Origin of the sequence: Pseudomonas fluorescens Q2-87, assembly GCF_000281895.1 — a bacterium.
Lineage (GTDB): Bacteria > Pseudomonadota > Gammaproteobacteria > Pseudomonadales > Pseudomonadaceae > Aquipseudomonas > Aquipseudomonas fluorescens_S.
The window spans coordinates 1,172,445-1,197,270 of sequence record NZ_CM001558.1 but is presented as its reverse complement, the minus strand read 5'-3'; the positions used below and the strand labels follow the sequence as shown (position 1 = coordinate 1,197,270).

The window sequence follows — 24,826 nt, the reverse complement described above, 5'->3', positions numbered from 1 at the left end:
GCCCAGCGGGAGCAAGCTCCCTCGCCACATAGACAGTGGCCTGTCAGATCCGCCCGGGTAGCGTTCCGGGCAGGGGGCGATAAGTACCGACGTCATCGCGAGCAAGCTCGCTCCCACAGGGGATGGGCGGTGGGTTTGAAGTACATGATCGCTCCGGGCAAGCGCCATGCTATCGTGCCCGCCCCGACTTTTGACCTGTCCGCGCCAGCATGCTGCCAACCACCCGTACCCTGCGTCTGTCGTTGTACACCCTGCTGATCCTCACCGGTGCGGCGGTTGCCGCCAGTCTGGCCGTGCGTCACGCCGAGCGCGAGGCGCTGGAGGAAGACGCCAACCGTGCCAACCAGCAACTGGCGCTGTACGCCAATTCGTTGCACACCCTGATCGAACGCTACCGCGCCCTGCCCGCCGTGCTGGCGCTGGATCCGGAGTTGCGCTCGGCCCTCCAGGCACCGGTCAGCCCCGCGCAACAGGATGCATTGAACCGCAAGCTGGAACAAATCAACGGTGCCGCGCAGTCGTCTACCCTGGAATTGCTCGATCACAACGGCCTCGCCGTCGCCGCCAGCAACTGGCGGCTGCCCAGCAGTTATGTCGGGCACAACTACGGCTTTCGGCCCTATTTCCTCCAGACTCGCACCCAGGGCACCGGGCGTTTTTATGCGGTGGGCGTGACCAGCGGCATTCCCGGGTATTTCCTGTCCAGCGCCGTGACCGGGGACAACGGCGAGTTCCTCGGTGCGATGGTAGTGAAGCTGGAATTTCCAGAGCTTGAGCGCGAATGGCGCCAGGGCAGCGACACGCTGCTGGTCAGCGATGCCAAAGGAATTATCTTCATCGCCAACCGACCCGGCTGGCGTTATCGCCACCTGCTACCCCTGACCGACAGCGACCGCGCCGAACTCAAGACGACCCGCCAATACGACAAGCAGCCGCTGCAACCGCTGCTCTTTGAGCCTCTGCGTAACTTTGACGAGAACAGTCGCCTGGCCCGGGTCGAGGCTTTCGACGGTCCGGCGCAATATCTCTGGGAATCCCTGCCGCTGACCGCCGAAGGCTGGACACTGCACTTGCTGCGCCGTCCGCAGATCGCCTTCGAAGACCTTCGCAACGCCGGGCTTGCCGCCGCCGGCTTGTGGTTGGCGCTGGTATTCCTGCTGCTATTCCTCAACCAGCGCTGGCGCCTGGCGAGACTGCGGCAGCGCAGCCGCGAAGAGCTTGAGCGATTGGTGGAAGAACGTACCCGGGATTTGCGCACGGCCCAGGACGGCCTGGTGCAGTCAGCCAAGCTGGCGGCGCTGGGGCAGATGTCGGCGGCCCTGGCCCATGAAATCAACCAGCCGTTGACGGCCCAGCGCATGCAACTGGCGACCTTGCGCCTGCTGCTCGATCACGGTCGGGTCGACGACGCCTATAAGGCCCTCAAGCCGGTGGACGATATGCTGACCCGCATGGCGGCCCTTACCGGTCACCTGAAGACCTTCGCCCGCAAAAGCCCCAGCGGCCTGCGCGAGCGCCTGGACTTGGCCGCGGTGGTGGACCAGGCGCTGCAATTGCTGGACGCGCGCCTGCGGGACGAACAAGTCAGCACCGTGTTGCACCTGACCCGTCCGGCGTGGCTGCGCGGCGATGCGATCCGCCTCGAACAGGTGCTGATCAACCTGCTGCGCAATGCGCTCGACGCCATGGCCGAGCAGCCCCTCAAGCGCCTGGAAGTACGCTTGGAGGCGGATGATCAATTGTGGCGCCTGACGGTCAGTGACAGCGGCACCGGAATCGCCGAGGAACACTTGGCCCAGGTGTTCGATCCCTTCTTCACGACCAAGGCTGTGGGCGATGGCCTGGGCCTGGGCCTGGCGGTTTCGTTTGCGATTGTCCATGAATCCGGCGGGCGACTGACGGCGGACAATCACGCGAACGGCGCGGTGTTCTGCATGACCTTGCCTATCGATCAGGAGGCGCAGCGTGCTTGATTCAGTGATGGTGGTGGACGACGAAGGCAGCATTCGCAGTGCCGTCGAGCAATGGTTGAGCCTGTCAGGGTTCCAGGTACAGCTGTTCAGTCGCGCCGAGGAATGCCTGGCGAAACTGCCGGAGCACTTTCCCGGGGTGATCCTGAGCGACGTGCGCATGCCGGGTCTCAGTGGCCTGGAACTGCTGGCCGAAGTACGGCGCCGGGATCCGGACCTGCCGGTGATTCTGTTGACCGGCCACGGCGACGTACCGATGGCCGTGGAGGCCATGCGCGACGGCGCCTACGACTTCCTCGAAAAACCCTTCAGCCCCGAAGCCCTGCTCGGCAGCCTGCGCCGCGCCCTGGACAAGCGCACGCTGGTACTGGAGAACCGCCGCTTGCATGAACAGGCCGACGCCAGGGCCCGGCTCGATGGAACGCTTTTGGGCGTGTCCCGTGCGCTGCAAAACCTGCGGCGCCAAGTGCTGGACCTGGCGACCCTGCCGGTCAACGTGTTGATCCGCGGCGAAACCGGCAGTGGCAAAGAACTGGTCGCCCGTTGCCTGCACGATTTCGGCCCCCGGGCGAACAAGCCCTTCGTCGCGTTGAACTGCGCGGCGATTCCCGAACCGCTGTTCGAGGCCGAACTGTTCGGCCATGAAAGCGGCGCGTTCACGGGCGCCCAGGGCAAGCGCATCGGCAAGCTCGAATACGCCGACGGCGGCACACTGTTTCTCGATGAAATCGAAAGCATGCCCTTGGCCCAACAGGTCAAGCTGCTGCGGGTCTTGCAGGAACAGAAACTCGAACGCCTGGGTTCCAACCAGAGCATCCCGGTGGACCTGCGTATCATCGCCGCCACCAAACCCGACCTATTGGACGAGGCCCGCGCCGGGCGTTTTCGCGAAGACCTGGCCTACCGCTTGAACGTCGCCGAACTGCGCTTGCCGCCGCTGCGTGAGCGGCGCGAAGACATCCCGTTGCTGTTCGAACATTTCACCCACAGCGCCGCCGAACGCCTCGCTCGTCCCGCCGCGCCCCTGAGCGGCCCGCAACTGAGCCATCTGCTCAGCCACGACTGGCCGGGCAACGTTCGCGAGCTGGCCAACGTCGCCGAACGCCAGGTGCTGGGGCTGGATCAACCGCACACCCTGGAGGCCGAGCCCGGCCAGTCCCTCGCCGCCCAGCAGGAAGCTTTCGAAGCCCAATGCCTGCGCGCCGCCCTGACGCGACACAAAGGCGATGTGAAAGCGGTGCTCGAAGAACTGCAACTGCCGCGCCGCACCTTCAATGAAAAAATGCAGCGGCATGGGTTGAATCGGGAGATGTTTTTGTCGGGGGGCTGAATTTTCTGCGCCTGTTCCGGCCTCTTCGCGAGCAAGCTCGCTCCCACAGGGTTATGTGTACACAGGATAAAGTGTGGGAGCGAGCCTGCTCGCGATGAGGCCGGTACAAACAACACTGCCCCCCAAGTAAGCGGATTCCCGCTCATCCACAATCAAAAACAAGCGGATTTCCGCTCACCAAAGCACCCCACCCCCTCTAAACCGGCCCTGTGCCATGTGGCACAGCTCCTGCTATAGCCCTGGCAGGCTGCGTTCCCACGCGCTCCACAAAAACAATTAAACGAAGGATCCTTCAATGGATAACTCCAACGCCCTGCCCATTGGGTCGGCCGCCGTGCCCGCCCGTGAAAGAACCACCGCCAGCCGGATCAAATCGATTTTCAGCGGCTCGGTCGGCAACATGGTCGAGTGGTATGACTGGTACGTCTACGCCGCGTTCTCGCTGTACTTCGCCAAAGTCTTCTTCCCCAAGGGCGACACCACCGCCCAATTGCTCAACACCGCCGCGATCTTCGCCGTGGGCTTCCTGATGCGCCCGATCGGTGGCTGGCTGATGGGCCTGTACGCTGACCGCGCTGGTCGTAAACGTGCGTTGATGGCCTCGGTGTACTTGATGTGCTTCGGCTCGCTGATCATCGCCCTGAGCCCCAGCTACGAAACCATTGGCGTCGGCGCACCGATCCTGCTGGTATTCGCCCGTTTGCTCCAAGGCCTGTCGGTGGGTGGCGAGTACGGCACTTCGGCGACCTACCTGAGCGAGATGGCGACCAAGGAACGTCGCGGTTTCTTCTCCAGCTTCCAGTACGTGACCTTGATTTCCGGCCAGCTCATCGCCCTGGGCGTGCTGATCGTGTTGCAACAGTTCCTCACCACCGAACAGCTGTACGCCTGGGGCTGGCGCATCCCGTTCGCCATCGGCGCGCTGTGTGCGGTCGTGGCGCTGTACCTGCGACGCGGCATGGAAGAAACCGAGTCGTTCACCAAGAAAGAGAAGTCCAAGGAAAGCGCGATGCGCACCTTGATGCGCCATCCCAAAGAGCTGATGACCGTGGTCGGCCTGACCATGGGCGGCACCTTGGCGTTCTACACCTACACCACCTACATGCAGAAATACCTGGTGAACACAGTCGGCATGAGCATTTCCGACTCCACCACCATTTCCGCTGCCACGCTGTTCCTGTTCATGTGCCTGCAACCGGTGATCGGCGGGCTGTCGGACAAGATCGGTCGCCGGCCGATCCTGATTGCCTTCGGCATTTTGGGCACGCTGTGCACCGTGCCGATCCTCACCACCTTGCACACCATCCAGACCTGGTGGGGCGCGTTCTTCCTGATCATGGCCGCGCTGATCATCGTCAGTGGCTATACCTCGATCAACGCCGTGGTGAAAGCCGAGTTGTTTCCCACCGAAATCCGCGCCCTGGGCGTCGGCCTGCCCTACGCGCTGACCGTGTCGATCTTCGGCGGCACCGCTGAATACATCGCGCTGTGGTTCAAGAGCATCGGCATGGAAACCGGCTACTACTGGTACGTGACGGCATGCATCGCCGTCTCGTTGCTGGTGTACATCACCATGAAAGACACCCGCAAACATTCGCGGATCGTGACCGACTGACGAGGTTTCACAGTCACTGCAACGGTGACTCTCATGGCCCCATCGCGAGCAAGCTCGCTCCCACAGGGTTAGCGTAAATCCCTGGGGGAGCGAGCTTGCTCGCGATGGGAGACGACCAGGTCTCAAGTCAACTCAGCGGTGCCCTGCTTGCCATAACGGTTTTGCGCATACGCCGCGCCAGCGATCATCACAATCAAAACCCCCGCCAATACCGCCGATGAGCCGACAGTGCCGAAGTCCAGGCCGCCCTTTTCGTGAGGCTTGGTCATCAAGTCGCCCAACGTCGCGCCAAGGGGACGGGTCAGCACGAACGCTATCCAGAACAACACCACCGACGAAATCCTGGTGAAGTACTTGAGCAGTACGACCACGGCAATGGTCGAGCTGATCAGCAATGCGCCGCCAGCAAAACCCAAGCCCGAATCGTCGGCCAGGTAGTCACCGAGCGCGGTGCCCAAGGTGTTGGAAAATAGAATCGCCATCCAATAGAACATCTCGCCGCGAAAGGTCTGCACCTTGGTGACGTTGAGTGAATCACCGCTCAGGCGCCAGGCAGCGAAGATTCCCAGCAGAATCGCGATCAGGATCATCGACCCGGTGGCGTACCCCAACTCAAGGGTGCGGTCCATGAAGTCGGACATGGTGGTGCCCGCCGTGCTGGTGGACAGGATCACGATCCAGTACAGCAGCGGCTTGTAGGTCTTGGCCATCAGTTGCATGACCAGGGTCAAGACAAACACGCTGATCAGGATCAGCGAGCTGATGGCGTAACCGACGTTGAGGGTCATCGAGAGCAAATCCCCTGCGGTTTCGCCCAGGGTCGTCGCGCAGATTTTCATCACCCAGAACGCCAGGGTGATTTGGGGCAGTTTATTCATCGCTAGGTCAAGCTCCAGTGTGGGTGTCGGCCGGCTCTTGGCGGCCATGCGCCGCAGACTGGGGGCGCGACGGTGAAAAACAGGTCGGGAATATATGAAAAAACTGTCATGCATGCCCCCAACAGCGATTAATCACCGCTTAACGCTGGCACCGCACCCTGGTTGCATGTGATCGGAGACCCGCGCGACGTTCGCCCCAATGGGCAGGCGATTTAATTGGGCCCCGCTTAACATCTACTTAATCGATTAAATTCAGCATTATTTTGCGCTTTTTAATCGATTTAATTGGCGTAGCATTCAATCCATGCAAGACACATCGCCAACGAACCTGGAGTAACAAATCATGAAAACCAAACTGATTCTCGCCCTGACCCTGTCCGTACTGGCCGCCAACACCTTCGCTGCCGACGGCTTCGACAAAACCGGTACCGCCTCCTTTGGCTCCGGCGCCAGCGCTGCCATCGAACGCAGCCACGCGGGTAGCCACGCCGCCGATGGTTTCGACAAGACCGGCACCGCCGACGCCATCGCTGCCGATGGCTTCGACAAGACTGGCACCGCTGACGCCATCGCTGCCGACGGCTTTGACAAGACTGGCACCGCTGACGCTATCGCCGCCGACGGCTTCGACAAGACTGGCACCGCTGACGCCATCGCTGCCGATGGCTTTGACAAGACCGGTACTGCCGAAGCAATCAGCTGATTGATGAAGCTCATGCCAAAGGATCGCAGCCTTCGGTAGCGCTGTCGGGTGGGCTGGCCCGCTGGCCGCGACCACAGGCTGCGATGTTTTTTGCGTAATCCAATCTGGAAATAAAAGGCTGCGCCTTGCACTATTGGCCGCCTACGAAGGCTCTTCCAGGACACCCGCCAATGCCCGATGACATCCATTTCTACGAACCCGCCAACGGCCACGGCCTGCCTCACGATCCGTTCAATGCCATCGTTGGCCCGCGTCCCATCGGCTGGATTTCCTCGCAGGATGCCGAGGGTCGCCTGAACCTGGCGCCCTACAGTTTCTTCAATGCCTTCAATTACATTCCGCCGATCATTGGTTTCTCCAGTGTCGGGCGCAAAGACAGCCTGAACAACATCGAACAGACCGGCGAGTTCGCCTGGAACCTGGCCACTCGCCCGCTGGCCGAGCAGATGAACCAGAGCTGCGCGATGGTGGCGCCTGAGGTCAACGAATTTGAGCTGGCCGGCCTGACGACAGCGGCGTCACGGGTGATTCGCGTGCCGCGGGTGGCTGAAAGCCCGGTGTCTTTCGAATGCAAGGTTACCCAGATCATCCAGTTGCAACGGGCGGACAAAGGGTTGGTGCCGAGCTGGCTGATTCTCGGCGAAGTGGTCGCCGTGCACATCGCCAAGTGGCTGCTGAAGGACGGGGTGTACGACACCGCCGCCGCCGAGCCGATTCTGCGCGGCGGCGGGCCGGCGGATTATTTCCAGTTGGGGCCCGAGGCGTTGTTCAAGATGCATCGCCCGAAGTAAGCGACACGGCTCTCAAGAAGAAACAGCAACCTGTGGCGAGGGAGCTTGCTCCCTCGCCACAAAAGCCCTACCGGGTGATCGTGTCGCTACCAGACCAACCCACCATCCTCGCTGACACCCTGAAGATGGGTGAGCTGTACGGCAGCGGCGTCGTCGGCTTCGGTCGCGGTCTTGAACGCCTGGTCTTCAAGTACCTTGTTGAAACGTGGTGCGCCGGAGCCGCCGATGGCCTTGGTGGCTATGGCCGCATGGTAACCACCGCCCTCCTTGGGAACGACAGCGGAAACAGCTTCAAAGGTTTCAAAGGCTTTACGTGCCATGTCTTGTGCATCCTGGCGGTGGAAAATGACGCTCATTAAACCTTCAACCGGCCAGTTTGTGTACCTGCGCCAGGCACCCTTCGGTCGCCTGGGCGGCGGACACTTCCCTGAACGTATGGAAGTCCAAGCTGCTCACCACCAGGTCTTGCACCAACTCGGCGAAAATCGCCATGGCCGGGGAATTGAAGTAGGCGTCCATCGCCGGCTGGTTGACCCACAACCCGGATACCAGCCACAAGTCAGCGTCGCATTGCGATTGCTGCAAGGCAAAGTGCAGGCAACCGGGGGCCTGGCGAGATGGCGCGATCAGCCTGCCCAACCGTGCGCCCAATTGCTTGGAGCAACCGGCACGGGCGCGTACAAAGGCCATGTGACTGACGGGGATATGTGTAGTCATGTTCAACCCTCCCAGGTCATCCGTTGTGCAGCCGGGAACAGGCTGCGACAGGATCAAAGGTTAAGCGCCACGACGCCAGCCTCGTTAGTCGATTCCTGCCGACCCGTTGCACAATCCTGCGTGTCGACTGGAAAAAAACGGCCGGCCACCCAACGACGATCCGGGAAGTTGAAACAAAAGGTTTCAAGCAAGTTTCGTCCATATTGCAACGTCATGGCCCGACACGCGGTGCAGGATCAGGCAAGCTTTCAACAGGATGTGGCTACCGCTGCGTCTTGCACAAACATAAGCTTTGTTCATCGCTTCCTATTTGCTGAGGATCCCGGCATGTCGCCGCTCGACCACGCCCACGTCCCGCTGGACACGTACCTGGAACAACAGCGCGCCGAACTGGCGTCGATCATCGACCGCAACACCAGCGAAGACGGCAGCTACGCCACGGCCATCGGTTCGCTGAACCTGTCGCGCCACAGCAAGCCGCAAAGTTTCGCCCCGGTCCTGGCGCAACCGGCGCTGTGCGTCATGGCCCAAGGCAGCAAGCAGGTGCGCCTGGCCGACGAATTGTTCAACTACGATCCGCTTCATTACCTGGTGGTCTCCGTGTCGATGCCGTTGAGCGGCTGCATGGCCCACGCTACGACCGAACAGCCGATCCTGGCCCTGCGCCTGGACATCGACCCGGCGGAAATCACCGCGCTGATCGCCGACGCCGGCCCCCTGGGCGTACCGACCCGCCCCGCCGGGCGCGGCCTGTATGTCGAGCGCCTGGACACGCCGATGCTCGACGCCGTGCTGCGCCTGGCGCGGCTGTTGGACACGCCGAAAGACATCGCTATGCTCGCGCCCTTGGTACGCAGGGAAATTCTCTATCGCCTGCTGCGCAGTCCACAGGGCTTTCGGCTGTACGAAATCGCCATCGCCAATAGTCAGAGCCATCGCATCAGCCAGGCAATCAAATGGCTCAACGGCCATTTCGAACAGCCGCTGCGCATCGATGACCTGGCCCGGGAAGTGAACCTCAGCGTCTCGACCCTGCATCATCGCTTCAAGGCCATGACTGCCATGAGCCCGCTGCAATATCAGAAGCAACTGCGCCTACAGGAAGCCCGACGCCTGATGCTGGCCGAAGGGCTGGAGGCCTCGGCGGCGGGGTATCGGGTGGGCTATGAAAGCCCTTCGCAGTTCAGCCGCGAATACAGCCGGCTGTTCGGCGCACCGCCGCTGCGGGATCTGGCGCGGTTGCGGATGACCGTCTGAGCTGAAGTTTGTGTAGCGTTTTCTGACCTCTTCGCGAGCAAGCCCGCTCCCACAGTTGATCGGTTGTGAACAAAGAATCTGTGTTCACTGAAGATCCCCTGTGGGAGCGGGCTTGCTCGCGAACGCGCCAGTCAAGACAACTCATCTTTCGAGATGATGAACTCAGGCACCCAGCAACCGACACGCCTGCGCCGGTATGGTCACCGACACCGCATGGCCGATATCCAGGTTCATCCCCTGGCATGGCGTGCTCAACGCCGTGAACGAGACCCCGGAACACTGCACCGTGGTTTCGATGGTCGCGCCGATATCCCGCACGAACGTCACCTCACCCAGCAAGCGATTGCCCGCCGAGGCCTGGGGCGAGGACAGTTGCAGGTCTTCGGGGCGCACCAGCAGCTTGATCTTCTCCCCGGCGTTGATGCTGTTGCTGGCCGGCACGTCCAGCGCGTCCCCACCCGGCAATCCCACGCGGCCGTTGCCCAGTGTGGTGGCGGGGAAAATATTGCCTGAGCCGATGAAGTCGGCGACGAATTCGTTGGCCGGGTGCCGGTAGATCTCGATCGGCGTGCCGACTTGCTGCACGCGATGCTCCCCCAGCACCACCACGATATCGGCCATGGTCATGGCTTCGCGCTGGTCGTGGGTCACCAGAATCGTGGTGATGTTCAGCCGTTGCTGCAGTTGACGGATCTCCACCTGCATCGACTCGCGCAGCTTCGCATCCAGGGCCGACAACGGCTCGTCCAGCAGGAGGATTTTCGGCCGGGCGGCAATCGCCCGGGCAATCGCTACCCGCTGGCGCTGGCCGCCGGAGAGTTTCGCCACGGGCCGGTCGATCATCGCCTGGAGTTGGATCAGTTCCAGCAATTCCACGACCCGCGCCTGTTGCTCGGCCTTGCCCACGCCCCGCAATTTCAGCGGATAGGCAATGTTCTCGCCGACCGTCATGTGCGGGAACAATGCCAACGATTGGAACACCATGCCGAAGTTGCGCAGGTGTGCCGGGGTATGGCCGATGTCTTCGCCATCCAGGCGGATTTCACCACCGCTGAGGCTTTCCAGGCCGGCGATCATGCGCAGCAGCGTGGTCTTGCCGCACCCCGAAGGCCCGAGGAAACACACCAGCTTGCCCTCGGGCAAATGCAGGTTCACATCCTTTACCGCGCAGGCCGAGCCGTAATGTTTCTCGACGTTTTCCAGTATCAGTCCAGTCATGTCTTCACCTCGAAATCAAAAGGAAACGCCGCCCTCGCCCACCAGTTTCTCCAGCGCCCAGATCAGCACGAAGTCGATCAGCACGATGAGCACGGCAAACGAAAAAACGGTGGGGTCCAGCGACGACACGGTGCGGCTGTACATCCAGATCGGCACGGTCATGACGTCGATGGTGTAGAGGAAATAGGTCACGGTGAATTCGTTGAACGAGACAATGAACGCCAGCAGCATCCCGGCGAGAATCCCCGATTTCATCAACGGCACCACCACATCGACGATGGCCCGCCGTGGCGTCGCGCCGAGCATTCGCGCGGCTTCTTCGACTTCACTGCCGATGCCGAGCATGGCGGCGGTGCAGTTCTTCACCACGAACGGCAAGGCGAGGATGACGTGGGCAATGACCAGGCGTGAGGTGGTCATTTGGAACGGCAAGCTGTCGAACACCAACAGCAGCGCCAACCCCAGCACCACCATGGGAAACACCAGCGGCAACGACATCAATTGCAGCGCCACGGCCTTGCCGCGGAACTCGCAACGGGTCAGCGCATAGGCTGCCGGCACCGCGATCAGCGTGGCGAAGATCATGGTCAGGCAGGCCACCAGCAGGCTGGTGCCCATGGCCTGGCCCAGGCTCAGTACGTCGCTGGCATCCGGCGAGACAAAGGTGTGCCAGGCGGCCCGATACCATTGCAGGCTGTAGCTGCTCGGCGGGAAATCCAGGTTCGCCGCGCCGCTGAAGGACATGACGATCATGGTCAGGATCGGCAACACCGCCAGTAGCAGAATGAAGCCTGACAGCAACCCCACGGCCCGTCCGGTTTCGCCGGGCAATAGCGACTGGCGTTTGTGACTCGACGCGCTCATTGAGAAGCCTCCAGCATCCGCCGACGGCGGCCGGTGAAATATTCGGACAGGGTCATGATCATCAGCGTGGTGACAATCAGCACCACCCCGGCGGCGGACGCGGCCGGCCAGTTCATCAGCGGGGCGATCTGGTCATGGACCATCACCGCCAGCATCGGCACCCGTCGACCGCCGAGCAGCAACGGCACGACAAAGCTGCTGGCGTTGTAGGCAAACACCAGCGTCGCGCCAGTGATGATGCCGGGCAGGCTCATGGGCAGCACCACTTGGCGAAACACCTGGAAGCGACTGGCGCCGAGGGTCGCGGCGGCCTCTTCATAACTGCGGGCAACGCCGCGCATGGCGCTGGCGATGGGCAGCACGGCCAGCGGGAACGCGGTCTGGACCAGGCCCATCAACACGCCATTCTGGTTGTACAGCAGCATGATCGGTCGTTTGATCAGACCCAGGCCCATGAGGGCTTGATTGAGCATGCCGGCAGGGCCGAGGATCACCAGCCAGCCGTAGCTTTGCAGCAGCAGATTGACCAGCAGCGGCAACAACACCGCCGCCAGGAACACCCGCCGCAACAATGGCGAGGCCAGCCGCGACATGGTGTAGGCCACGGGAATCGCCAGCAGCACGGCGATTACCGCGCTGATCAAGGCCAGGCGCAAGGTCAGCAGCAGGGACTTGAGATAGTAGGGTTCCAGCAACTGCCCATAACTGGCGAGACTGAACCCACTCCACTCCGCGCCCTTGGTGCCGACGCTCATGCGCAGCACCAACAGACTGGCGGCGATCAGCACACCGAGAAACAACATCGACGGCGACAGGAAAACCCATGCACGGGCGGTAGGTGAAAGATCCCGCGAAGCAGGCATTGACGCCACACTGCGCGATTGAATCAACGGTTGGTGTTCCATGGCAAAGTCTCGTCAGAGGAAAACGACAGAACAAACACATTTTCAAACCAGCTCAATTCCAATATCTCCATCGACTGACCCTCCGCTATCGCGAGCAAGCCCGCTCCCACATTGGTTCTGCGGCGGCCACTAAAACCATGCATCTCCCCCAATCCCCTGTGCGAGCTTGCTCGCGAAGGCGGCAGCACAGCCAACATCTCCATCAACTGACCCACCGCTATCGCGAGCAAGCCCGCTCCCACATTGGTTCTGCGGCGGCCACTAAAACCATGCATCTCCCCTAATCCCCTGTGGGAGATTCTATGGTGCGGGGCTACCCCTTAAATGCCTTTCGGTAAGTATTCGCTCTGGTTCTTCAGCAGGGCGAATACCACTCGAGCAAGCTTGCGGGCCAGTGCAACTAATGCTTCGGTTGTGCTGAGTCCCCGGGCCCTCAGTGCCTCATAAAAACCCTTCCATGCCGCTGTACGTCTCGCCGACATCGCGGCGTTATGCATCAATCGACGTGCCTCTGGGTCACCTCGCTTAGACAGACAGCGGCGTCCCTTCTTTTTCCCTGAATCCGATATACGCAGGTCTAGGCCCAGAAAAGCGATGAAGGCATCGGCATTTCTGAAATCCCCACGCTGAAACGACGTGAGCAAACGGGCACCGCTCAATAGGCCGATACCTTCGACTTTCATGCAACGCTTGAGCTGAGCGCTCAAGCCAGCTGCTTCCAACTGCGTCTGGATTGTTTTCTCGAGCAAGATTTCCAGTCGTTGCATGGCCTTTATCTGGTGCTCAAACGCCGTTTTGAGCAACGGTTCGTTGGACCAACTTTGCTTGAGGCTGACACGCGCCTGAACCAAGGCTGCTCGGCGCCGGAAAAGGCTTATAAGCCGGCAATACAGGGGCGATGGCGGGGTCCATGGGTGCAACTGGTGGCCTTCGTTGTTCAAGTAACGAGCCAACAACCGAGCATCCAGCGCATCGGTTTTAGCGCGAACTTTGACACCTTTGCGGTAATGGCTGAGCTCGTAGCCGCCGATCATGTAGATCACACAACCTTGCGCATAAGCCAGGTCGGCGAATTCCTGGTGATAGATATTGGTGGCTTCGATGGCGACATCCACTGGCGCGGGCAACGCCTTGAGCCACTTCTTGATCGCAGCTTTGGTGTTGGGGATCGCTTCGAGTCGATCTGTTTCTGCGTGATAAATCACCAACTCATCCTTGGCGACATCAACACCCACGATCGGCTTTACGACAGAAACCGGCATTGCCATTGAAAATCCTCCGGGCTAAGGTTTGAACACTTGAAGGGTTCACCCAGAGGCGCAGGCTTGTTCCTATCGTCGGTCTAGGCCAGATGCATTCTTTATCGGCGCTTGGGTGAAAGGAGGAGGGGTGAAATCTCCCACGGTCTGTACTGCGGCTAACAGTCAGAATCGAGCCTTGTCCCTCCTCCTCCCTTCAAGTCCTACCATACAAGCGAGCTTGCTCGCGAAGGCGGCAGCACAGCCAACATCTCCATCAACTGACCCTCCGCTTTCGCGAGCAAGCCCGCTTCCACATTGGTTCTGCGGCGGCCACTAAAACCATGCATTTCCCCTAATCCCCTGTGGGAGTGAGCTTGCTCGTGAAGGCGGCAGCACAGCCAACATCTCCGTCAACTGACCCACCGCTTTCGCGAGCAAGCTCGCTCCCACATTGGTTCTGCGGCGACCACAAAAACCATGCATCTCCCCCAATCCCCTGTGGGAGCGAGCTTGCTCGCGAAGGCGGCAGCACAGCCAACATCTCCATCAACTGACCCTCCGCTTTCGCGAGCAAGCCCGCTCCCACATTGGTTCTGCGGCGGCCACTAAAACCATGCATTTCCCCCAATCCCCTGTGGGCGAGCTTGCTCGCGAAGGCGGCAGCACAGCCAACATCTCCATCAACTGACCCTCCGCTTTCGCGAGCAAGCCCGCTCCCACATTGGTTCTGCGGCGACCACAAAAACCATGCATCTCCCCCAATCCCCTGTGGGAGCGAGCTTGCTCGCGAAGGCGGCAGCACAGCCAACATCTCCATCAACTGACCCTCCGCTTTCGCGAGCAAGCCCGCTCCCACATTGGTTCTGCGGCGATCACAAAATCATCCATCTCCCACGCTGGTTCTGCGGCGACCACAGATCCCTGCATTTCCCATAGTGGAACTGGGTATCAGGAGGAGAAGATTTCCGTGTAGCGGCGAATCCACTGGTCATGCACCGTCGCCAGGAAGGCGTTGTCGTGCATGATCGCTTTGTCGGCGATTTGCTCCGGGGTGAGGATGTACGGGCTCTTGCGCGCTTCGCTGGAGATGATGGCCTTGGCGTTGACCGGGCCGTTGAAGATGTCTTCGGCCATCTTGCCCTGCACCAGCGGGTCGAGGGAGTGGTCGAGGAAGGCGTAGGCCAGGTCGGTGTCGCCGGGGCGGTTCTTGGGCATGACCGAGAGCATCAGGTCGGTGTAGAAACCTTCCTTCATGCCGAACGTCGCACCCAGGCTGTAGGCCGGATCGCGGATCTGCTTGGGGAAAAACGCGGGTGCGTACAACCCGCCCATGTCCAGGGAGCCCGTGCGGAACAGCTCGGCGATCTGGTTGGGATTTTCCCCCAGGGTCACCACCCGGTCCTTGAGCTCGGCGAGTTTCTTGAATCCGGGTTCGATGTTGTGTTCGTCACCACCGGCCAACTTGGCGGCGATGATGATCAGGTCCATGGCCTCGGTCCAGTTCGGCGGCGGCAGGAAAATGTTCGGCGCCAGGTCTGCGTCCCACAGTGCCGCATAACTGTCCGGCGCCTGTTTCAAGGTACGGGTGCTGTAGACCAGGCTGTTGCACCACAGCAGGTAGCCAATGCCGTGGCCGCCCGCGCCGGTGCGGTATTGCGGTGGTACATCGACCAGATTGGGGATGCGGTTGAGGTCGGGCTTTTCCAGCAGCCCGGCGGCGGCCAGGCCCTCGGCGCCGACGCCGGCCAGGGTGATGATGTCGTACTGCGGCCGGTCGCCGCCGGCCTTGAGCTTGGCGACCATTTCCGAGGTACTGCCGGTGCGGTCGGCAATGACCTTGGCCCCGGTCTTGGCCTCGAAGGTCGCTGCGATGTTGCGCAGCGCCGCCAGCCCGGTGTCATCGGACCAGGTCAGCAGGCGCAGGGTCTTGCCGACGAAGCGCGTATCGCTGGCCCGGGCACTGATGAACGGCACGCTCATGGCGGCCGCCGCGACCGAAACCACACTTGCAGTCTTGATGAATTGACGTCTGTTCAGATCATGCTCGCCCATGGAGGACTCCCTTTGTTTTTTTAAGTATGAGGTGGGTCAAAACCGTTGCGCCCGTACCCGTCGACGCCGACAAAAGCCCCGTAATGCAAGGGCTTCGCCGGTGTCCAGGGCCATCCTGAGGTTGTGCAAAATCCCTGACTATCGATAAAAACTCATTGAAGCCATGTTCCTGGCGCATGCCTTTTTTCGAGGCATGCATGACCTCATACCGTGCCGTCAGACGGCCCGGATGACATGCTTGATCTCCTGGAATGCCGCCAGTCCCCAAGGCCCCAACTCGCGGCCCAGACTGCTCTGCTTGTAGCCGCCCCATGCTGCCTGGGGAAAAATCACCTGGGGTGCGTTGATCCACACCAGCCCTGCCTGCAAAGCGTTGGCCACCTGTTCGGCCGCCTCGATATCACGGCTGACAACACTGGCCACCAGGCCGAAACGGCTGTCGTTGGCCAGGGCAATCGCCTGCGCCTGGGTGCTGAAACTGCGCACACACAGCACCGGCCCGAAAATCTCCTCGCACCACAACGCACTGTCCAAGGGCACATCGGCAAAAATCGTCGGCTGTAAAAAAAAGCCGCGTGGCAGATGGGCCGGTCGCTGACCGCCGCACACCAGCGTCGCCCCGGCGCTCAAGCCGCGGTCGATGTGCCCCAGCACCCGCTGGTATTGCGCCTGATTGACCAGCGCGCCCATCTCCACGTCCGGGTCGAACGGGTCGGCCACGCGGATTGCCTCGGCACGCGCCTTGAGCCGGTGAAGGAATTCGTCGACCAACTCCTCGGCAACCAGTACACGGCTGGTGGCCGAACACATCTGCCCGGCATTGAAGAAACCGCCGCCACAGGCCAGCTCCACCGCCAGGTCCGGATCAGCTTCGGCCAGCACCAGCAGGGACGATTTGCCGCCCAGTTCCAGGCTCACGCCCTTGACCGTTTCCGCCGCCCGTTGCATCACTTGCACACCGACGGCGTTGCTGCCAGTGAAGGAGACTTTCGCCACCCGTGGGTCCGCCGCCAGCGGCGCGCCAACCGCCAGGCCCGTGCCGCAGACCAGGTTGAACACCCCGTCAGGCAAGCCGCATCCGGCGATGATCGAAGCCAGTTCCAGCTCCGGCAATGGCGTGACTTCCGACGGTTTGAGCACCACGCAGCAACCGGCAGCCAAGGCCGGCGCGAGTTTCCAGGCGGTGGTGACCATCGGGAAGTTCCACGGCACGATCAAGCCGACCACACCACAGGGTTCGCGGCGCAGGCGCGCGCTGAAATCATCGCTGGGCAATGGCAGCGAACTGTCCTGGCGGGCGTCCAGGCCCTCGGCCAGTTCGGCGTAATACTCGAAAGTCGCGATCACGTCGTCGACATCGATGGCCGCTTCGAACAGCGGCTTGCCGTTGTTGCTCGATTGCAGGTGCATCAGCCGCTCGCGACCGTCTCGCACGCCGCTGGCGATCCGGCGCAAGATCGCGCCGCGTTCAGCACCGGTGGTCATCGACCATTGGCCGAAAGCCCGGGTCGCGGCGTCCAAGGCCTGGTCGACGGCGTGCTCATCGCCGCCATGCACCGTGGCCAGCAGTGCCTCGGTCGCCGGGTTGATCACCCGCAAAGGTTGATTGCCGGCGGACCACTGGCCATTGATGTACAACCCGTCCTGAGTGGTAAGCGCGCTCATTTCGACGCCTCCAGCATCCAACGGGCCTGATCGATTTCAATCAGGGTCGGGCCTTGTCGGTCGCAGGCGGCGAGCAATGCGGCGTGCAGTTGCGCCACGTCACCGATGGCTTCGGCGGCGCAACCCAGGGCCTTGGCGACCCCGAGGAAATCCGGGGTGTAGATGTCCACGCCCACCGGCTCGATGGCGCGATTGACCATGTATTTTTTTATCTCTTCGTAGCCCTGGTTATTCCACAACAGCACGATCACCGGTGTGCGCGCTTCCACGGCGCTGGCCAGTTCCGGCAGGGTGAACTGCAACCCGCCGTCCCCGATCAGGCACACCACGGGCGGGCGGTCATGGCCTTGGCCCTGGCCGCCGAGCCAGGCGCCGATGGCCGCCGGCAGCGCATAGCCGAGCGTGCCGTAGCCGGTGGACGAATTGAACCAGCGCCGTGGCTGCTCGGGGTTGAACGTCAGGTTGCCGGTGTACACCGGTTGCGTGGAGTCGCCGACAAACACCGCGTCAGGCAGTGCCTGCAACACGGTGTCGAGAAACAGGCTCTGGGCCCGCGTCGCAGCATCCCAGCTTTCTGCAAGGTCGGCACGCAAGCGAGCCGCACGGGCCGGGCCCCACTCCTTGTGGTGTTCGGCCAAGGGTTGGCGGTTCAACTGGTCGAGCAAGGCTTGCGCGGCGCTGCGGGCATCGGCCACCAGGGCCAGGTGCGGCGAGTAATTGCGCACGGTCTGGTCCGGGTCGATGTCGACGCGCAGCAACGCACCGGGAATCTCGAAACCACCGGCAAAGGTAATGTCATAGTCGGTCTCGGCCAACTCGGTGCCGATGGCCAGGACCACGTCAGCCTCGGCCACCAGCGCGCGGGTCGCCACCAAGCTCTGGGTGGAACCGATCAACAGGGGATGGCGCGAAGGCAGCATGCCCTTGGCATTGATGGTCAACGCCACCGGGGCGCCGAGACGTTCGGCCAGCTCGGTCAGTTCGGCCGCTGCGTCGATGGCACCGCCACCGGCCAGGATCAGCGGCCGCCTGGCCGCCGCCAGCTTGGCAGCCATGAGCGCCACGGCGCTCGGCGCGGCGCCGGCGCGGCTGATGTTCACTGGCGAACTGGCGAGCAACGCGTCGGCGTCTTCCACCAGCACGTCCAACGGAATTTCAATGTGCACCGGCCGTGGCCGCCCGGCCTGGAACAAGGCAAAAGCCCGCGCCAGCACGCCGGGCAACTCGGCGGCAGACATCAGCGTGTGGGAAAACGCCGCCACGCCGCCTATCAGCGCAGCCTGGTTCGGCAGCTCATGCAGCTTGCCGCGTCCGCCGCCCAACTGGCTGCGCGATTGCACACTGGAGATCACCAACATCGGGATCGAATCGGCGTAGGCCTGGCCCATGGCGGTGGTGATGTTGGTCATGCCAGGGCCGGTGATGATGAAGCACACGCCGGGCTTGCCGCTGACGCGGGCGTAGCCGTCGGCCATGAAACCTGCGCCCTGTTCATGACGAGGCGTCACGTGACGGATGCTTGAACGGGCCAGCCCGCGGTACAACTCAACGGTGTGCACGCCGGGGATGCCGAACACCTGCTCCACGCCATAGCCTTCGAGTAACTTGACCAATACTTCGCCGCACGTCGCCATTGCCACTGCCCTTCTTCTTGTCTTGGACGGGGCATCCGCAGCACGCTGCGAGGCCCTTGTTTATCCTTGGGAATGGCGTTATTGGAACGGGCAGGCCATAGCGGCAACAATGGATAAAAAGTCATACTAGCCATGTCCTCACGTCATGGCTTGGATCCAAATGAAACGACTTCCCCCGCTGCCCGCGCTGCACACGTTTCTGATCACGGCCCAATGCTGCAACTTCACCCGGGCTGCCGAACAACTGCACATCACTCAAGGCGCGGTGAGTCGGCAGATCGCCGGGCTGGAGGATCACTTGGGCTATGCGCTGTTCCAGCGTCACGCACGGGGCCTGAGCCTGACCACTGAAGGCCAGGCGTGGCTGCCGCGGGTGCAGCAGGTGTTCAGCCTGATCGGCGAAGCGGTGGAGCAAGTCGGCGAGAAGCGCCAGACCCTGCAACTCAAGGCCCCGACCTGTGTGATGCGCTGGCTGCTGCCACGCCTGTTGCTATGGCAGAAGGAACGGCCGGACGTGCCGGTGGAACTGACCACCACCGTCAGGCACGGCGTGGATTTCCAGCGCGAGACTTTCGACGCGGCGGTGGTCTACGGCCCGCCGCCGGACGGGCCGCTGGCCTGCCTGCACCTGTTCGATGAACAACTCACGCCCGTCTGCTCCCGCACGATTCTGGAAGGCCCCGTGCCGCTGCGTGAACCTGCCGACCTGCAGCAACACCTGCTGCTGCACCCGACCCGTGACGAGCGCGACTGGAACGCCTGGCTCGATGCGGCCGACGTGCACTTGAGCAATGTCAGCAAAGGCCAGCATTTCGAAACCCTCGACCTGGCCATGTCCATGGCTTCCCAGGGCACCGGCGTGGCGATTGGTGATTGGTCGCTGATCGGCGACGACCTGAGCGCCGGACGGCTGGTGATGCCGTTCGAGCTGAAGGTCAAGACCGGGTTGGGCTATCACCTGGTGCATCCACGCAAGCCCCAGGCATCGGGGCCGTTGCAGGAATTGATGGGGTGGCTGGTGGCGCAGGCTCAGGCGCGGTAGAGCCAACCATCCAGATATCGAGGATGGACGGAACCGTGGCGAGGGAGCTTGCTCCCGCTGGGTTGCGCAGCAACCCCTGGGTTCTGCCTGGGGCACCGCGGCGACAAGTAGATGATAGGGCTGCTGCGCAGCCCAGCGGGAGCAAGCTCCCTCGCCACATAAATCGCACCAGCCTCAAGTGGTCACAGCAGATTCGGCGCCTGCACCGGCTCGATCTGCGCCCAGTGTGAGGCGTCTTCGCGGTGCTGCTTCAGATACGGCAGCACCGCCCCCAGCAATGGCGCCTTGAACGCATCCTGGAACCGATGGGCAAGGCCCGGGATCAGCTTCAGCTGACTGCCCTGGATGTGCGCCGCCAGATGTACGCCATGCATTACCGGCAGCAACGGGTCGGCGGTGCCGTGGACGACCAAGGTGGGCACTCGCAGCTGATTGAGCAATGCCACCCGGCTGGGTTCGGCCATGATCGCCATGATCTGGCGCTTCACGCCCTCGGGGTTGAAGGCTCGGTCATAGGCCAGGGCGGCCTGATGCAACAGTGCCTCACGGTCGTCGACCACCATCGGGCTGCCCAGGGCGGCCAACAGATCGGCTTGCTGTTCCAAGGCCATTTCGCGATTCGGCGCACCACGCCGGGATAACAATTGCACCAGGCGTTCGCTGGGCGCGGGCAGGCCCTGGGCGCCGGAACTGGTCATGATCAGGGTCAGGCTCTCGACCCGCCCTGGCGCCATGGCCGCCATGTGCTGGGCGATCATCCCGCCCATGCTCGCCCCCAATACATGAAAGCGTTGCACGCCCAACGCATCCATCAACCCCAGCCCGTCGTCGGCCATGTCGGTCAAGGTATACGGCGCGTCTACAGCCAGGCCAAGCTTGTAGCGCAGGGCTTCGAAGGTCAGGTTGGCGCTGCCGGGCGCCTGGCGCCAGGTCGACAGACCCACGTCGCGGTTGTCGTAGCGAATCACCCGGAAACCCTGTTCACACAAGGCCACCACCACTTCGTCCGGCCAATGGATCAACTGCCCGCCCAGGCCCATCACCAGCAGCAGCGCCGGATCCGACGCACGGCCAATGCTCTGGTACGCCAGGCTCACCTGGTCCAGATCGACCCGTTGGGTCGCGACGTTGACATCACAACGAGAAGCCGCAAACGACGGCAAGCCGCAGAACAAAGCGGCCAGGAAAATGAATACACGCATGAACAAACACCAAAACGCAGGACTCCAGTAGAGCGCGAGTCTGATGAAGTTTGTTCAAGCGCGCTGCCACAGTTGCGTGACAGTTTGATGAAGATTGCCCAGTGGTTACTTTTGAAGCTATGTGGGCCCTCTGTGGCGAGGGAGCTTGCTCCCGCTGGACCGCGAAGCGGTCCCAAAACGCTTCAACCTCGAAATATGATCAAGGCATGGAATTTTGGGGCAGCTGCGCAGCCCAGCGGGAGCAAGCTCCCTCGCCACAAAAAGCTCCCTTGCCAGAAACATGGTGTTCGGCCACAACATCCGAGTCTCAAGCCAACTGACTACGCAACTGCCGGGCCGCCGCGACCATGTTCACCAGCGCCGCTTCCGTCTCCGGCCAGGCCCGGGTTTTCAAGCCGCAGTCGGGATTGACCCAGAGCCGTTCGGGGGCGATGCGCTTCGCGGCTTTGCTCAGCAATGCAACCATCTCGGCCGTGTCCGGCACCCGTGGCGAGTGGATGTCGTAGACGCCAGGGCCAATGTCGTTGGGGTAGTCGAAGGCCTCGAAGGCGTCCAACAGCTCCATGGCCGAACGCGAGGTCTCGATGGTAATGACGTCGGCGTCCATGGCGGCGATGGCCTGGATCACGTCATTGAACTCGCTGTAGCACATGTGGGTGTGGATCTGGGTTTCGTCGCTCACACCCGACGCGCTCAAGCGGAAAGCCTCCACGGCCCAGTCCAGGTATTCCTGCCATTGTCCGCGACGCAGCGGCAAGCCTTCGCGAAACGCCGCCTCGTCGATCTGGACGATCCTGATCCCGGCCTTTTCCAGGTCCACCACTTCGTCCCGCAGGGCCAAGGCCAGTTGTTGGGCCTGGACCTGGCGTGACACGTCCTCGCGGGGGAACGACCACATCAGCATGGTCACGGGGCCAGTGAGCATGCCCTTCATGACTTTGTCGGTGAGGCTTTGCGCATAGCGGATCCAGTCGACGGTCATGGCCTTGGGTCGGCTGATGTCACCGTAGATGATCGCCGGCTTCACGCAACGCGAACCGTAGCTCTGCACCCAGCCGAAACGGGTAAAGGCGTAGCCGTCCAGTTGCTCGGCGAAATATTCCACCATGTCATTGCGCTCGGCTTCACCGTGTACCAGCACATCCAGGCCCAGGCGTTCCTGGATCTGCACGGCATGGCGAATCTCGGTGTGCATGGCGTCCTGATAATCGTCGGCCGAAAGTTTGCCTTGCTTGTAGGCCTGGCGTGCCAGGCGAATCGCCGGGGTCTGCGGGAAAGAACCGATGGTGGTGGTGGGAAGCGCCGGCAACTTCAGCCGCACATGCTGCTGTTCGATGCGTTGGGCAAACGGTGAACGCCGCTGGCTGTCCTGGGGGCCGATCGCCGCCAGCCGGGCCTGGACTTCAGGTTTGTGAATGCGAGTCGAGCGGGCGCGGCTGGCCTGTACATTCTGGCTGTCGGCCAAGGCCTGCCGAACGGCGGGCGCCTGCGGATCGTTCAGCGCATCGCGCAACACGGCCACTTCCCCGCACTTCTGTACGGCGAAGGCCAGCCAACTCTTGAGTTCGGGATCGAGGCGGTCTTCACGTTCCAGGTCCACGGGGCTGTGCAGCAGCGAGCACGAAGTGCTGACCCACAGGTTATCGCCAAAACGCTCCTGGGCCGGTTGCAATTGCGCCAGCGCCTGCTCCAGCTCGCAACGCCAGACGTTGCGCCCGTTGACCAGGCCCACCGAGAGAATCTTGTAGGTCGGCAGGCGGTCCAGCACCTGGCCCAGTTGCTCCGGCGCGCGCACCGCGTCGATGTGCAAGCCGTCCACCGGCAGGCCCACCGCCAGGCCGAGGTTGTCTGCCAGGCCACTGAAATAAGTCGCGACGAGTTTTTTCAGCGGCGAGTACTGGAGGATGTGATAAGCCCGCTCGAAGGCGCTTTTCCAGGCCTGGGGCAGATCAAGGGTGAGGATCGGTTCATCGATCTGCACCCACTCCACGCCTTGGGCCTTGAGGCGATTGAGGATTTCACCGTAGACCGGCAGCAGGCGCTCCAGCAGGTCGAGCTTGTCGAACGCCGCCCCCTTGGCCTTGCCCAGCCACAGGTAGGTCAGCGGGCCGATGATCACCGGCTTGACCCGATGCCCAAGGGCGTGGGCCTCATCGACTTCGTCGAACAACTGCGTCCAGCTCAGGGCGAAAGTCTGGTCGGCGGAAAACTCCGGGACCAGGTAGTGGTAGTTGGTGTCGAACCACTTGGTCAGTTCCAGGGCGTGTTGCGTGTGTCCGTGGTCGGCGGCGCAGCAACTGGTTGTGGCACCACGGGCCATGGCGAACAAGGTGTCGAGGGTCGGTTGGCCGTCGGAATCCAAGGTGTTTTGGAAGCGCTGCGCAACGGCGCCCAACGCCAAGGTGTGACCGAGCACTTGGTCGTACCAGGCGAAATCCCCAACGGGCAGCAGGTCGATGCCGGCGTCTTTCTGCAATTGCCAATGCCGGGCCCGCAGTTCACGCCCTACGGTCTGCAATGCGGCCTGCGCGAGGTCGCCCTTCCAGTAGGCTTCAAGGGCTTTTTTCAATTCGCGGTCGGCGCCGATGCGGGGGAAACCGAGGGTGTGGGCCAGGGCCATGGTGTGAGTCCTCCTGTAAAAGATGGCGCCATTGTCGACAGCCGGGGCTACATGAGACAAACTCAACGTTTTCGTGTTGATCACAAGTTTTACTCATGGAGCCCGCGGTGCTTGAAATCCGTCACCTCAAGACGCTGCATGCCTTGCGCGAAGCCGATAGCCTGGTGGAAGCCGCCGAACGCCTGCACCTGACCCAGTCCGCCCTCTCCCATCAGTTCAAGGAGTTGGAAGAGCGCCTGGGAATGCCGTTGTTCGTGCGCAAGACCAAGCCGGTACGGTTCACCAGCGCCGGCCTGCGCCTGTTGCAACTGGCCGACGCTACCCTGCCCTTGCTGCGCGGCGCCGAACGGGACATTGCCCGATTGGCCGGCGGCACCGCCGGGCGCCTGCACATGGCGATCGAATGCCACAGTTGCTTCCAATGGTTGATGCCGACCATCGACCAGTTCCGCGACGCCTGGCCGGAAGTCGAGCTGGACCTGGCCTCGGGCTTCGCCTTCGCCCCGCTGCCGGCCCTGGCCCGGGGCGATCTGGACCTGGTGGTGACTTCCGATCCGCTGGAACTGGCGGGCATCACGTATGTGCCGCTGTTCACCTACGAAGCGATGCTCGCCGTCGCCAACCAGCATCGCCTGGCAGGCAAGCCCTACATCGTGCCCGAGGATCTGATCAGCGAAACCTTGATCACCTACCCGGTGGAACGGGACCGGTTGGACATCTTCACCCGCTTCCTGGAGCCGGCCGACATCGAACCGGCCCAGGTGCGCACTTCTGAACTGACGGTGATGATGATGCAACTGGTCGCCAGCGGCCGAGGTGTGTGCGGCATGCCGCACTGGGCGCTGCATGAATACAGCTCACGGGGCTACGTGAAGGCCAAGCGCCTCGGGGAGAAAGGTCTGTTTGCCACGCTCTACGCGGCGGTGCGCACCGATATGCTCGATGCACCGTACATGCGCGACTTTCTGCTGACAGCCAAGGACACTTCATTCTCGACACTGGATGGGGTCAGTGCCGTTCGGTGAGACCGAGTCGTTCCAATCGCGAGCGAGCCCGCTCCCACAGGGATTTGCTGGGTGGCATTGATCGTGTTCACAGCACAAATCCATTGTGGGAGCGGGC

Annotated in this window: 20 protein-coding genes; 8 read left to right on the top strand and 12 right to left on the bottom strand. The window is 62.2% G+C overall.

Annotated elements, in window-relative coordinates; translation table 11 throughout:
* The first annotated feature begins 209 nt into the window (after window positions 1–209).
* The 3 genes from PFLQ2_RS22275 (at window position 210) to PFLQ2_RS22285 (ending at window position 4,915) form a co-directional block, all read left to right on the top strand.
* Window positions 210–1,973 (top strand): sensor histidine kinase, encoded by a 1,764-nt coding sequence (locus PFLQ2_RS22275; protein WP_003178509.1) that lies wholly within the window; start codon window positions 210–212, stop codon window positions 1,971–1,973.
* The gene (locus PFLQ2_RS22280) at window positions 1,966–3,300 is read left to right on the top strand and encodes a sigma-54-dependent transcriptional regulator (protein WP_003178507.1); all 1,335 of its coding nucleotides are present in this window, start codon (window positions 1,966–1,968) and stop codon (window positions 3,298–3,300) included. The genes PFLQ2_RS22275 and PFLQ2_RS22280 overlap by 8 nt, the downstream gene beginning before the upstream one ends.
* 295 nt (window positions 3,301–3,595) lie before the next feature.
* Window positions 3,596–4,915 (top strand): MFS transporter, encoded by a 1,320-nt coding sequence (locus PFLQ2_RS22285; RefSeq protein ID WP_003178505.1) that lies wholly within the window; start codon window positions 3,596–3,598, stop codon window positions 4,913–4,915.
* A gap of 122 nt (window positions 4,916–5,037) precedes the next feature.
* Here PFLQ2_RS22285 and PFLQ2_RS22290 read toward each other — a convergent pair whose 3' ends face one another.
* Window positions 5,038–5,793: a COG4705 family protein gene (locus PFLQ2_RS22290; protein WP_003178503.1), complete on the bottom strand. Its 756-nt coding sequence runs from the start codon at window positions 5,791–5,793 to the stop codon at window positions 5,038–5,040.
* A 343-nt stretch (window positions 5,794–6,136) separates the two neighbouring features.
* Between PFLQ2_RS22290 and PFLQ2_RS22295 the strand changes: the two genes are divergently transcribed.
* Together PFLQ2_RS22295 and PFLQ2_RS22300 are read left to right on the top strand one after the other, a co-directional pair.
* Complete coding sequence (locus PFLQ2_RS22295; protein WP_003178501.1) at window positions 6,137–6,496, top strand: hypothetical protein; 360 nt, start codon at window positions 6,137–6,139, stop codon at window positions 6,494–6,496.
* A gap of 170 nt (window positions 6,497–6,666) precedes the next feature.
* Entirely contained in the window at window positions 6,667–7,287 is a 621-nt protein-coding gene (locus PFLQ2_RS22300) for a flavin reductase family protein (protein WP_003178499.1), read from the top strand.
* Window positions 7,288–7,373: 86 nt separating this feature from the next.
* Here the strand turns inward: PFLQ2_RS22300 and PFLQ2_RS22305 are convergent, their stop codons facing one another.
* On the bottom strand, window positions 7,374–7,607 hold the full coding sequence (locus PFLQ2_RS22305) for a hypothetical protein (RefSeq protein WP_003178497.1): 234 nt from the start codon (window positions 7,605–7,607) through the stop codon (window positions 7,374–7,376).
* Between the two features lie 43 nt (window positions 7,608–7,650).
* On the bottom strand, window positions 7,651–8,004 hold the full coding sequence (locus PFLQ2_RS22310) for a putative quinol monooxygenase (RefSeq protein WP_003178494.1): 354 nt from the start codon (window positions 8,002–8,004) through the stop codon (window positions 7,651–7,653).
* A gap of 327 nt (window positions 8,005–8,331) precedes the next feature.
* Between PFLQ2_RS22310 and PFLQ2_RS22315 the strand changes: the two genes are divergently transcribed.
* The gene (locus PFLQ2_RS22315; protein ID WP_003178492.1) at window positions 8,332–9,261 is read left to right on the top strand and encodes an AraC family transcriptional regulator; all 930 of its coding nucleotides are present in this window, start codon (window positions 8,332–8,334) and stop codon (window positions 9,259–9,261) included.
* A gap of 162 nt (window positions 9,262–9,423) precedes the next feature.
* On the opposite strand, the gene PFLQ2_RS22320 is transcribed toward PFLQ2_RS22315, so the two are convergent.
* The 7 genes from PFLQ2_RS22320 to PFLQ2_RS22350 all read right to left on the bottom strand — a co-directional run bounded on the left by PFLQ2_RS22320 (window position 9,424) and on the right by PFLQ2_RS22350 (window position 18,840).
* A complete protein-coding gene (locus PFLQ2_RS22320; RefSeq protein WP_003178490.1) occupies window positions 9,424–10,479 on the bottom strand; it encodes an ABC transporter ATP-binding protein in 1,056 nt (351 codons plus the stop codon).
* A gap of 15 nt (window positions 10,480–10,494) precedes the next feature.
* The gene (locus PFLQ2_RS22325; protein WP_003178488.1) at window positions 10,495–11,343 is read right to left on the bottom strand and encodes an ABC transporter permease; all 849 of its coding nucleotides are present in this window, start codon (window positions 11,341–11,343) and stop codon (window positions 10,495–10,497) included.
* On the bottom strand, window positions 11,340–12,248 hold the full coding sequence (locus PFLQ2_RS22330; RefSeq protein ID WP_003178486.1) for an ABC transporter permease: 909 nt from the start codon (window positions 12,246–12,248) through the stop codon (window positions 11,340–11,342). The genes PFLQ2_RS22325 and PFLQ2_RS22330 overlap by 4 nt, the downstream gene beginning before the upstream one ends.
* A 320-nt stretch (window positions 12,249–12,568) precedes the next feature.
* Window positions 12,569–13,516 carry an IS110 family transposase gene (locus tag PFLQ2_RS22335; protein ID WP_003178485.1) on the bottom strand — a complete coding sequence of 316 codons (948 nt, stop codon included), beginning with the start codon at window positions 13,514–13,516 and terminating at the stop codon, window positions 12,569–12,571.
* A gap of 921 nt (window positions 13,517–14,437) precedes the next feature.
* Window positions 14,438–15,541, bottom strand: a complete 1,104-nt coding sequence (locus PFLQ2_RS22340; RefSeq protein ID WP_003178483.1) for an ABC transporter substrate-binding protein — start codon at window positions 15,539–15,541, stop codon at window positions 14,438–14,440.
* Window positions 15,542–15,757: 216 nt separating this feature from the next.
* Window positions 15,758–17,206, bottom strand: coding sequence for an aldehyde dehydrogenase family protein (locus tag PFLQ2_RS22345; protein ID WP_003178481.1), 1,449 nt, complete (start codon window positions 17,204–17,206; stop codon window positions 15,758–15,760).
* Complete coding sequence (locus PFLQ2_RS22350; RefSeq protein WP_003178479.1) at window positions 17,203–18,840, bottom strand: 5-guanidino-2-oxopentanoate decarboxylase; 1,638 nt, start codon at window positions 18,838–18,840, stop codon at window positions 17,203–17,205. Before PFLQ2_RS22350 ends, PFLQ2_RS22345 begins: the two co-directional genes overlap by 4 nt.
* A 160-nt stretch (window positions 18,841–19,000) precedes the next feature.
* Between PFLQ2_RS22350 and PFLQ2_RS22355 the strand changes: the two genes are divergently transcribed.
* On the top strand, window positions 19,001–19,882 hold the full coding sequence (locus PFLQ2_RS22355) for a LysR substrate-binding domain-containing protein (RefSeq protein ID WP_003178477.1): 882 nt from the start codon (window positions 19,001–19,003) through the stop codon (window positions 19,880–19,882).
* A 182-nt stretch (window positions 19,883–20,064) separates the two neighbouring features.
* Here PFLQ2_RS22355 and PFLQ2_RS22360 read toward each other — a convergent pair whose 3' ends face one another.
* Both PFLQ2_RS22360 and metE read right to left on the bottom strand, forming a co-directional pair.
* On the bottom strand, window positions 20,065–21,084 hold the full coding sequence (locus PFLQ2_RS22360; RefSeq protein ID WP_003178475.1) for an alpha/beta fold hydrolase: 1,020 nt from the start codon (window positions 21,082–21,084) through the stop codon (window positions 20,065–20,067).
* A 307-nt stretch (window positions 21,085–21,391) separates the two neighbouring features.
* Complete coding sequence (gene metE, locus PFLQ2_RS22365) at window positions 21,392–23,704, bottom strand: 5-methyltetrahydropteroyltriglutamate--homocysteine S-methyltransferase (protein WP_003178474.1); 2,313 nt, start codon at window positions 23,702–23,704, stop codon at window positions 21,392–21,394.
* 107 nt (window positions 23,705–23,811) lie between these two features.
* On the opposite strand from metE, the gene metR reads away from it, so the two are divergent.
* Window positions 23,812–24,729: a transcriptional regulator MetR gene (gene metR, locus PFLQ2_RS22370; protein WP_003178472.1), complete on the top strand. Its 918-nt coding sequence runs from the start codon at window positions 23,812–23,814 to the stop codon at window positions 24,727–24,729.
* Window positions 24,730–24,826 lie beyond the last annotated feature (97 nt).

Excerpts from the sequence above, each read along its gene's own strand:
- PFLQ2_RS22275 (WP_003178509.1), top strand. The coding sequence starts at position 210 with ATGCTGCCAACCACCCGTACCCTGCGTCTGTCGTTGTACACCCTGCTG.
- PFLQ2_RS22285 (WP_003178505.1), top strand. The coding sequence starts at position 3,596 with ATGGATAACTCCAACGCCCTGCCCATTGGGTCGGCCGCCGTGCCCGCC.
- PFLQ2_RS22290 (WP_003178503.1), bottom strand. The coding sequence starts at position 5,793 with ATGAATAAACTGCCCCAAATCACCCTGGCGTTCTGGGTGATGAAAATC.
- PFLQ2_RS22295 (WP_003178501.1), top strand. The coding sequence starts at position 6,137 with ATGAAAACCAAACTGATTCTCGCCCTGACCCTGTCCGTACTGGCCGCC.
- PFLQ2_RS22300 (WP_003178499.1), top strand. The coding sequence starts at position 6,667 with ATGCCCGATGACATCCATTTCTACGAACCCGCCAACGGCCACGGCCTG.
- PFLQ2_RS22305 (WP_003178497.1), bottom strand. The coding sequence starts at position 7,607 with ATGGCACGTAAAGCCTTTGAAACCTTTGAAGCTGTTTCCGCTGTCGTT.
- PFLQ2_RS22310 (WP_003178494.1), bottom strand. The coding sequence starts at position 8,004 with ATGACTACACATATCCCCGTCAGTCACATGGCCTTTGTACGCGCCCGT.
- PFLQ2_RS22315 (WP_003178492.1), top strand. The coding sequence starts at position 8,332 with ATGTCGCCGCTCGACCACGCCCACGTCCCGCTGGACACGTACCTGGAA.
- PFLQ2_RS22320 (WP_003178490.1), bottom strand. The coding sequence starts at position 10,479 with ATGACTGGACTGATACTGGAAAACGTCGAGAAACATTACGGCTCGGCC.
- PFLQ2_RS22325 (WP_003178488.1), bottom strand. The coding sequence starts at position 11,343 with ATGAGCGCGTCGAGTCACAAACGCCAGTCGCTATTGCCCGGCGAAACC.
- PFLQ2_RS22330 (WP_003178486.1), bottom strand. The coding sequence starts at position 12,248 with ATGGAACACCAACCGTTGATTCAATCGCGCAGTGTGGCGTCAATGCCT.
- PFLQ2_RS22335 (WP_003178485.1), bottom strand. The coding sequence starts at position 13,516 with ATGGCAATGCCGGTTTCTGTCGTAAAGCCGATCGTGGGTGTTGATGTC.
- PFLQ2_RS22340 (WP_003178483.1), bottom strand. The coding sequence starts at position 15,541 with ATGGGCGAGCATGATCTGAACAGACGTCAATTCATCAAGACTGCAAGT.
- PFLQ2_RS22345 (WP_003178481.1), bottom strand. The coding sequence starts at position 17,206 with ATGAGCGCGCTTACCACTCAGGACGGGTTGTACATCAATGGCCAGTGG.
- PFLQ2_RS22350 (WP_003178479.1), bottom strand. The coding sequence starts at position 18,840 with ATGGCGACGTGCGGCGAAGTATTGGTCAAGTTACTCGAAGGCTATGGC.
- PFLQ2_RS22355 (WP_003178477.1), top strand. The coding sequence starts at position 19,001 with ATGAAACGACTTCCCCCGCTGCCCGCGCTGCACACGTTTCTGATCACG.
- PFLQ2_RS22360 (WP_003178475.1), bottom strand. The coding sequence starts at position 21,084 with ATGCGTGTATTCATTTTCCTGGCCGCTTTGTTCTGCGGCTTGCCGTCG.
- metE (WP_003178474.1), bottom strand. The coding sequence starts at position 23,704 with ATGGCCCTGGCCCACACCCTCGGTTTCCCCCGCATCGGCGCCGACCGC.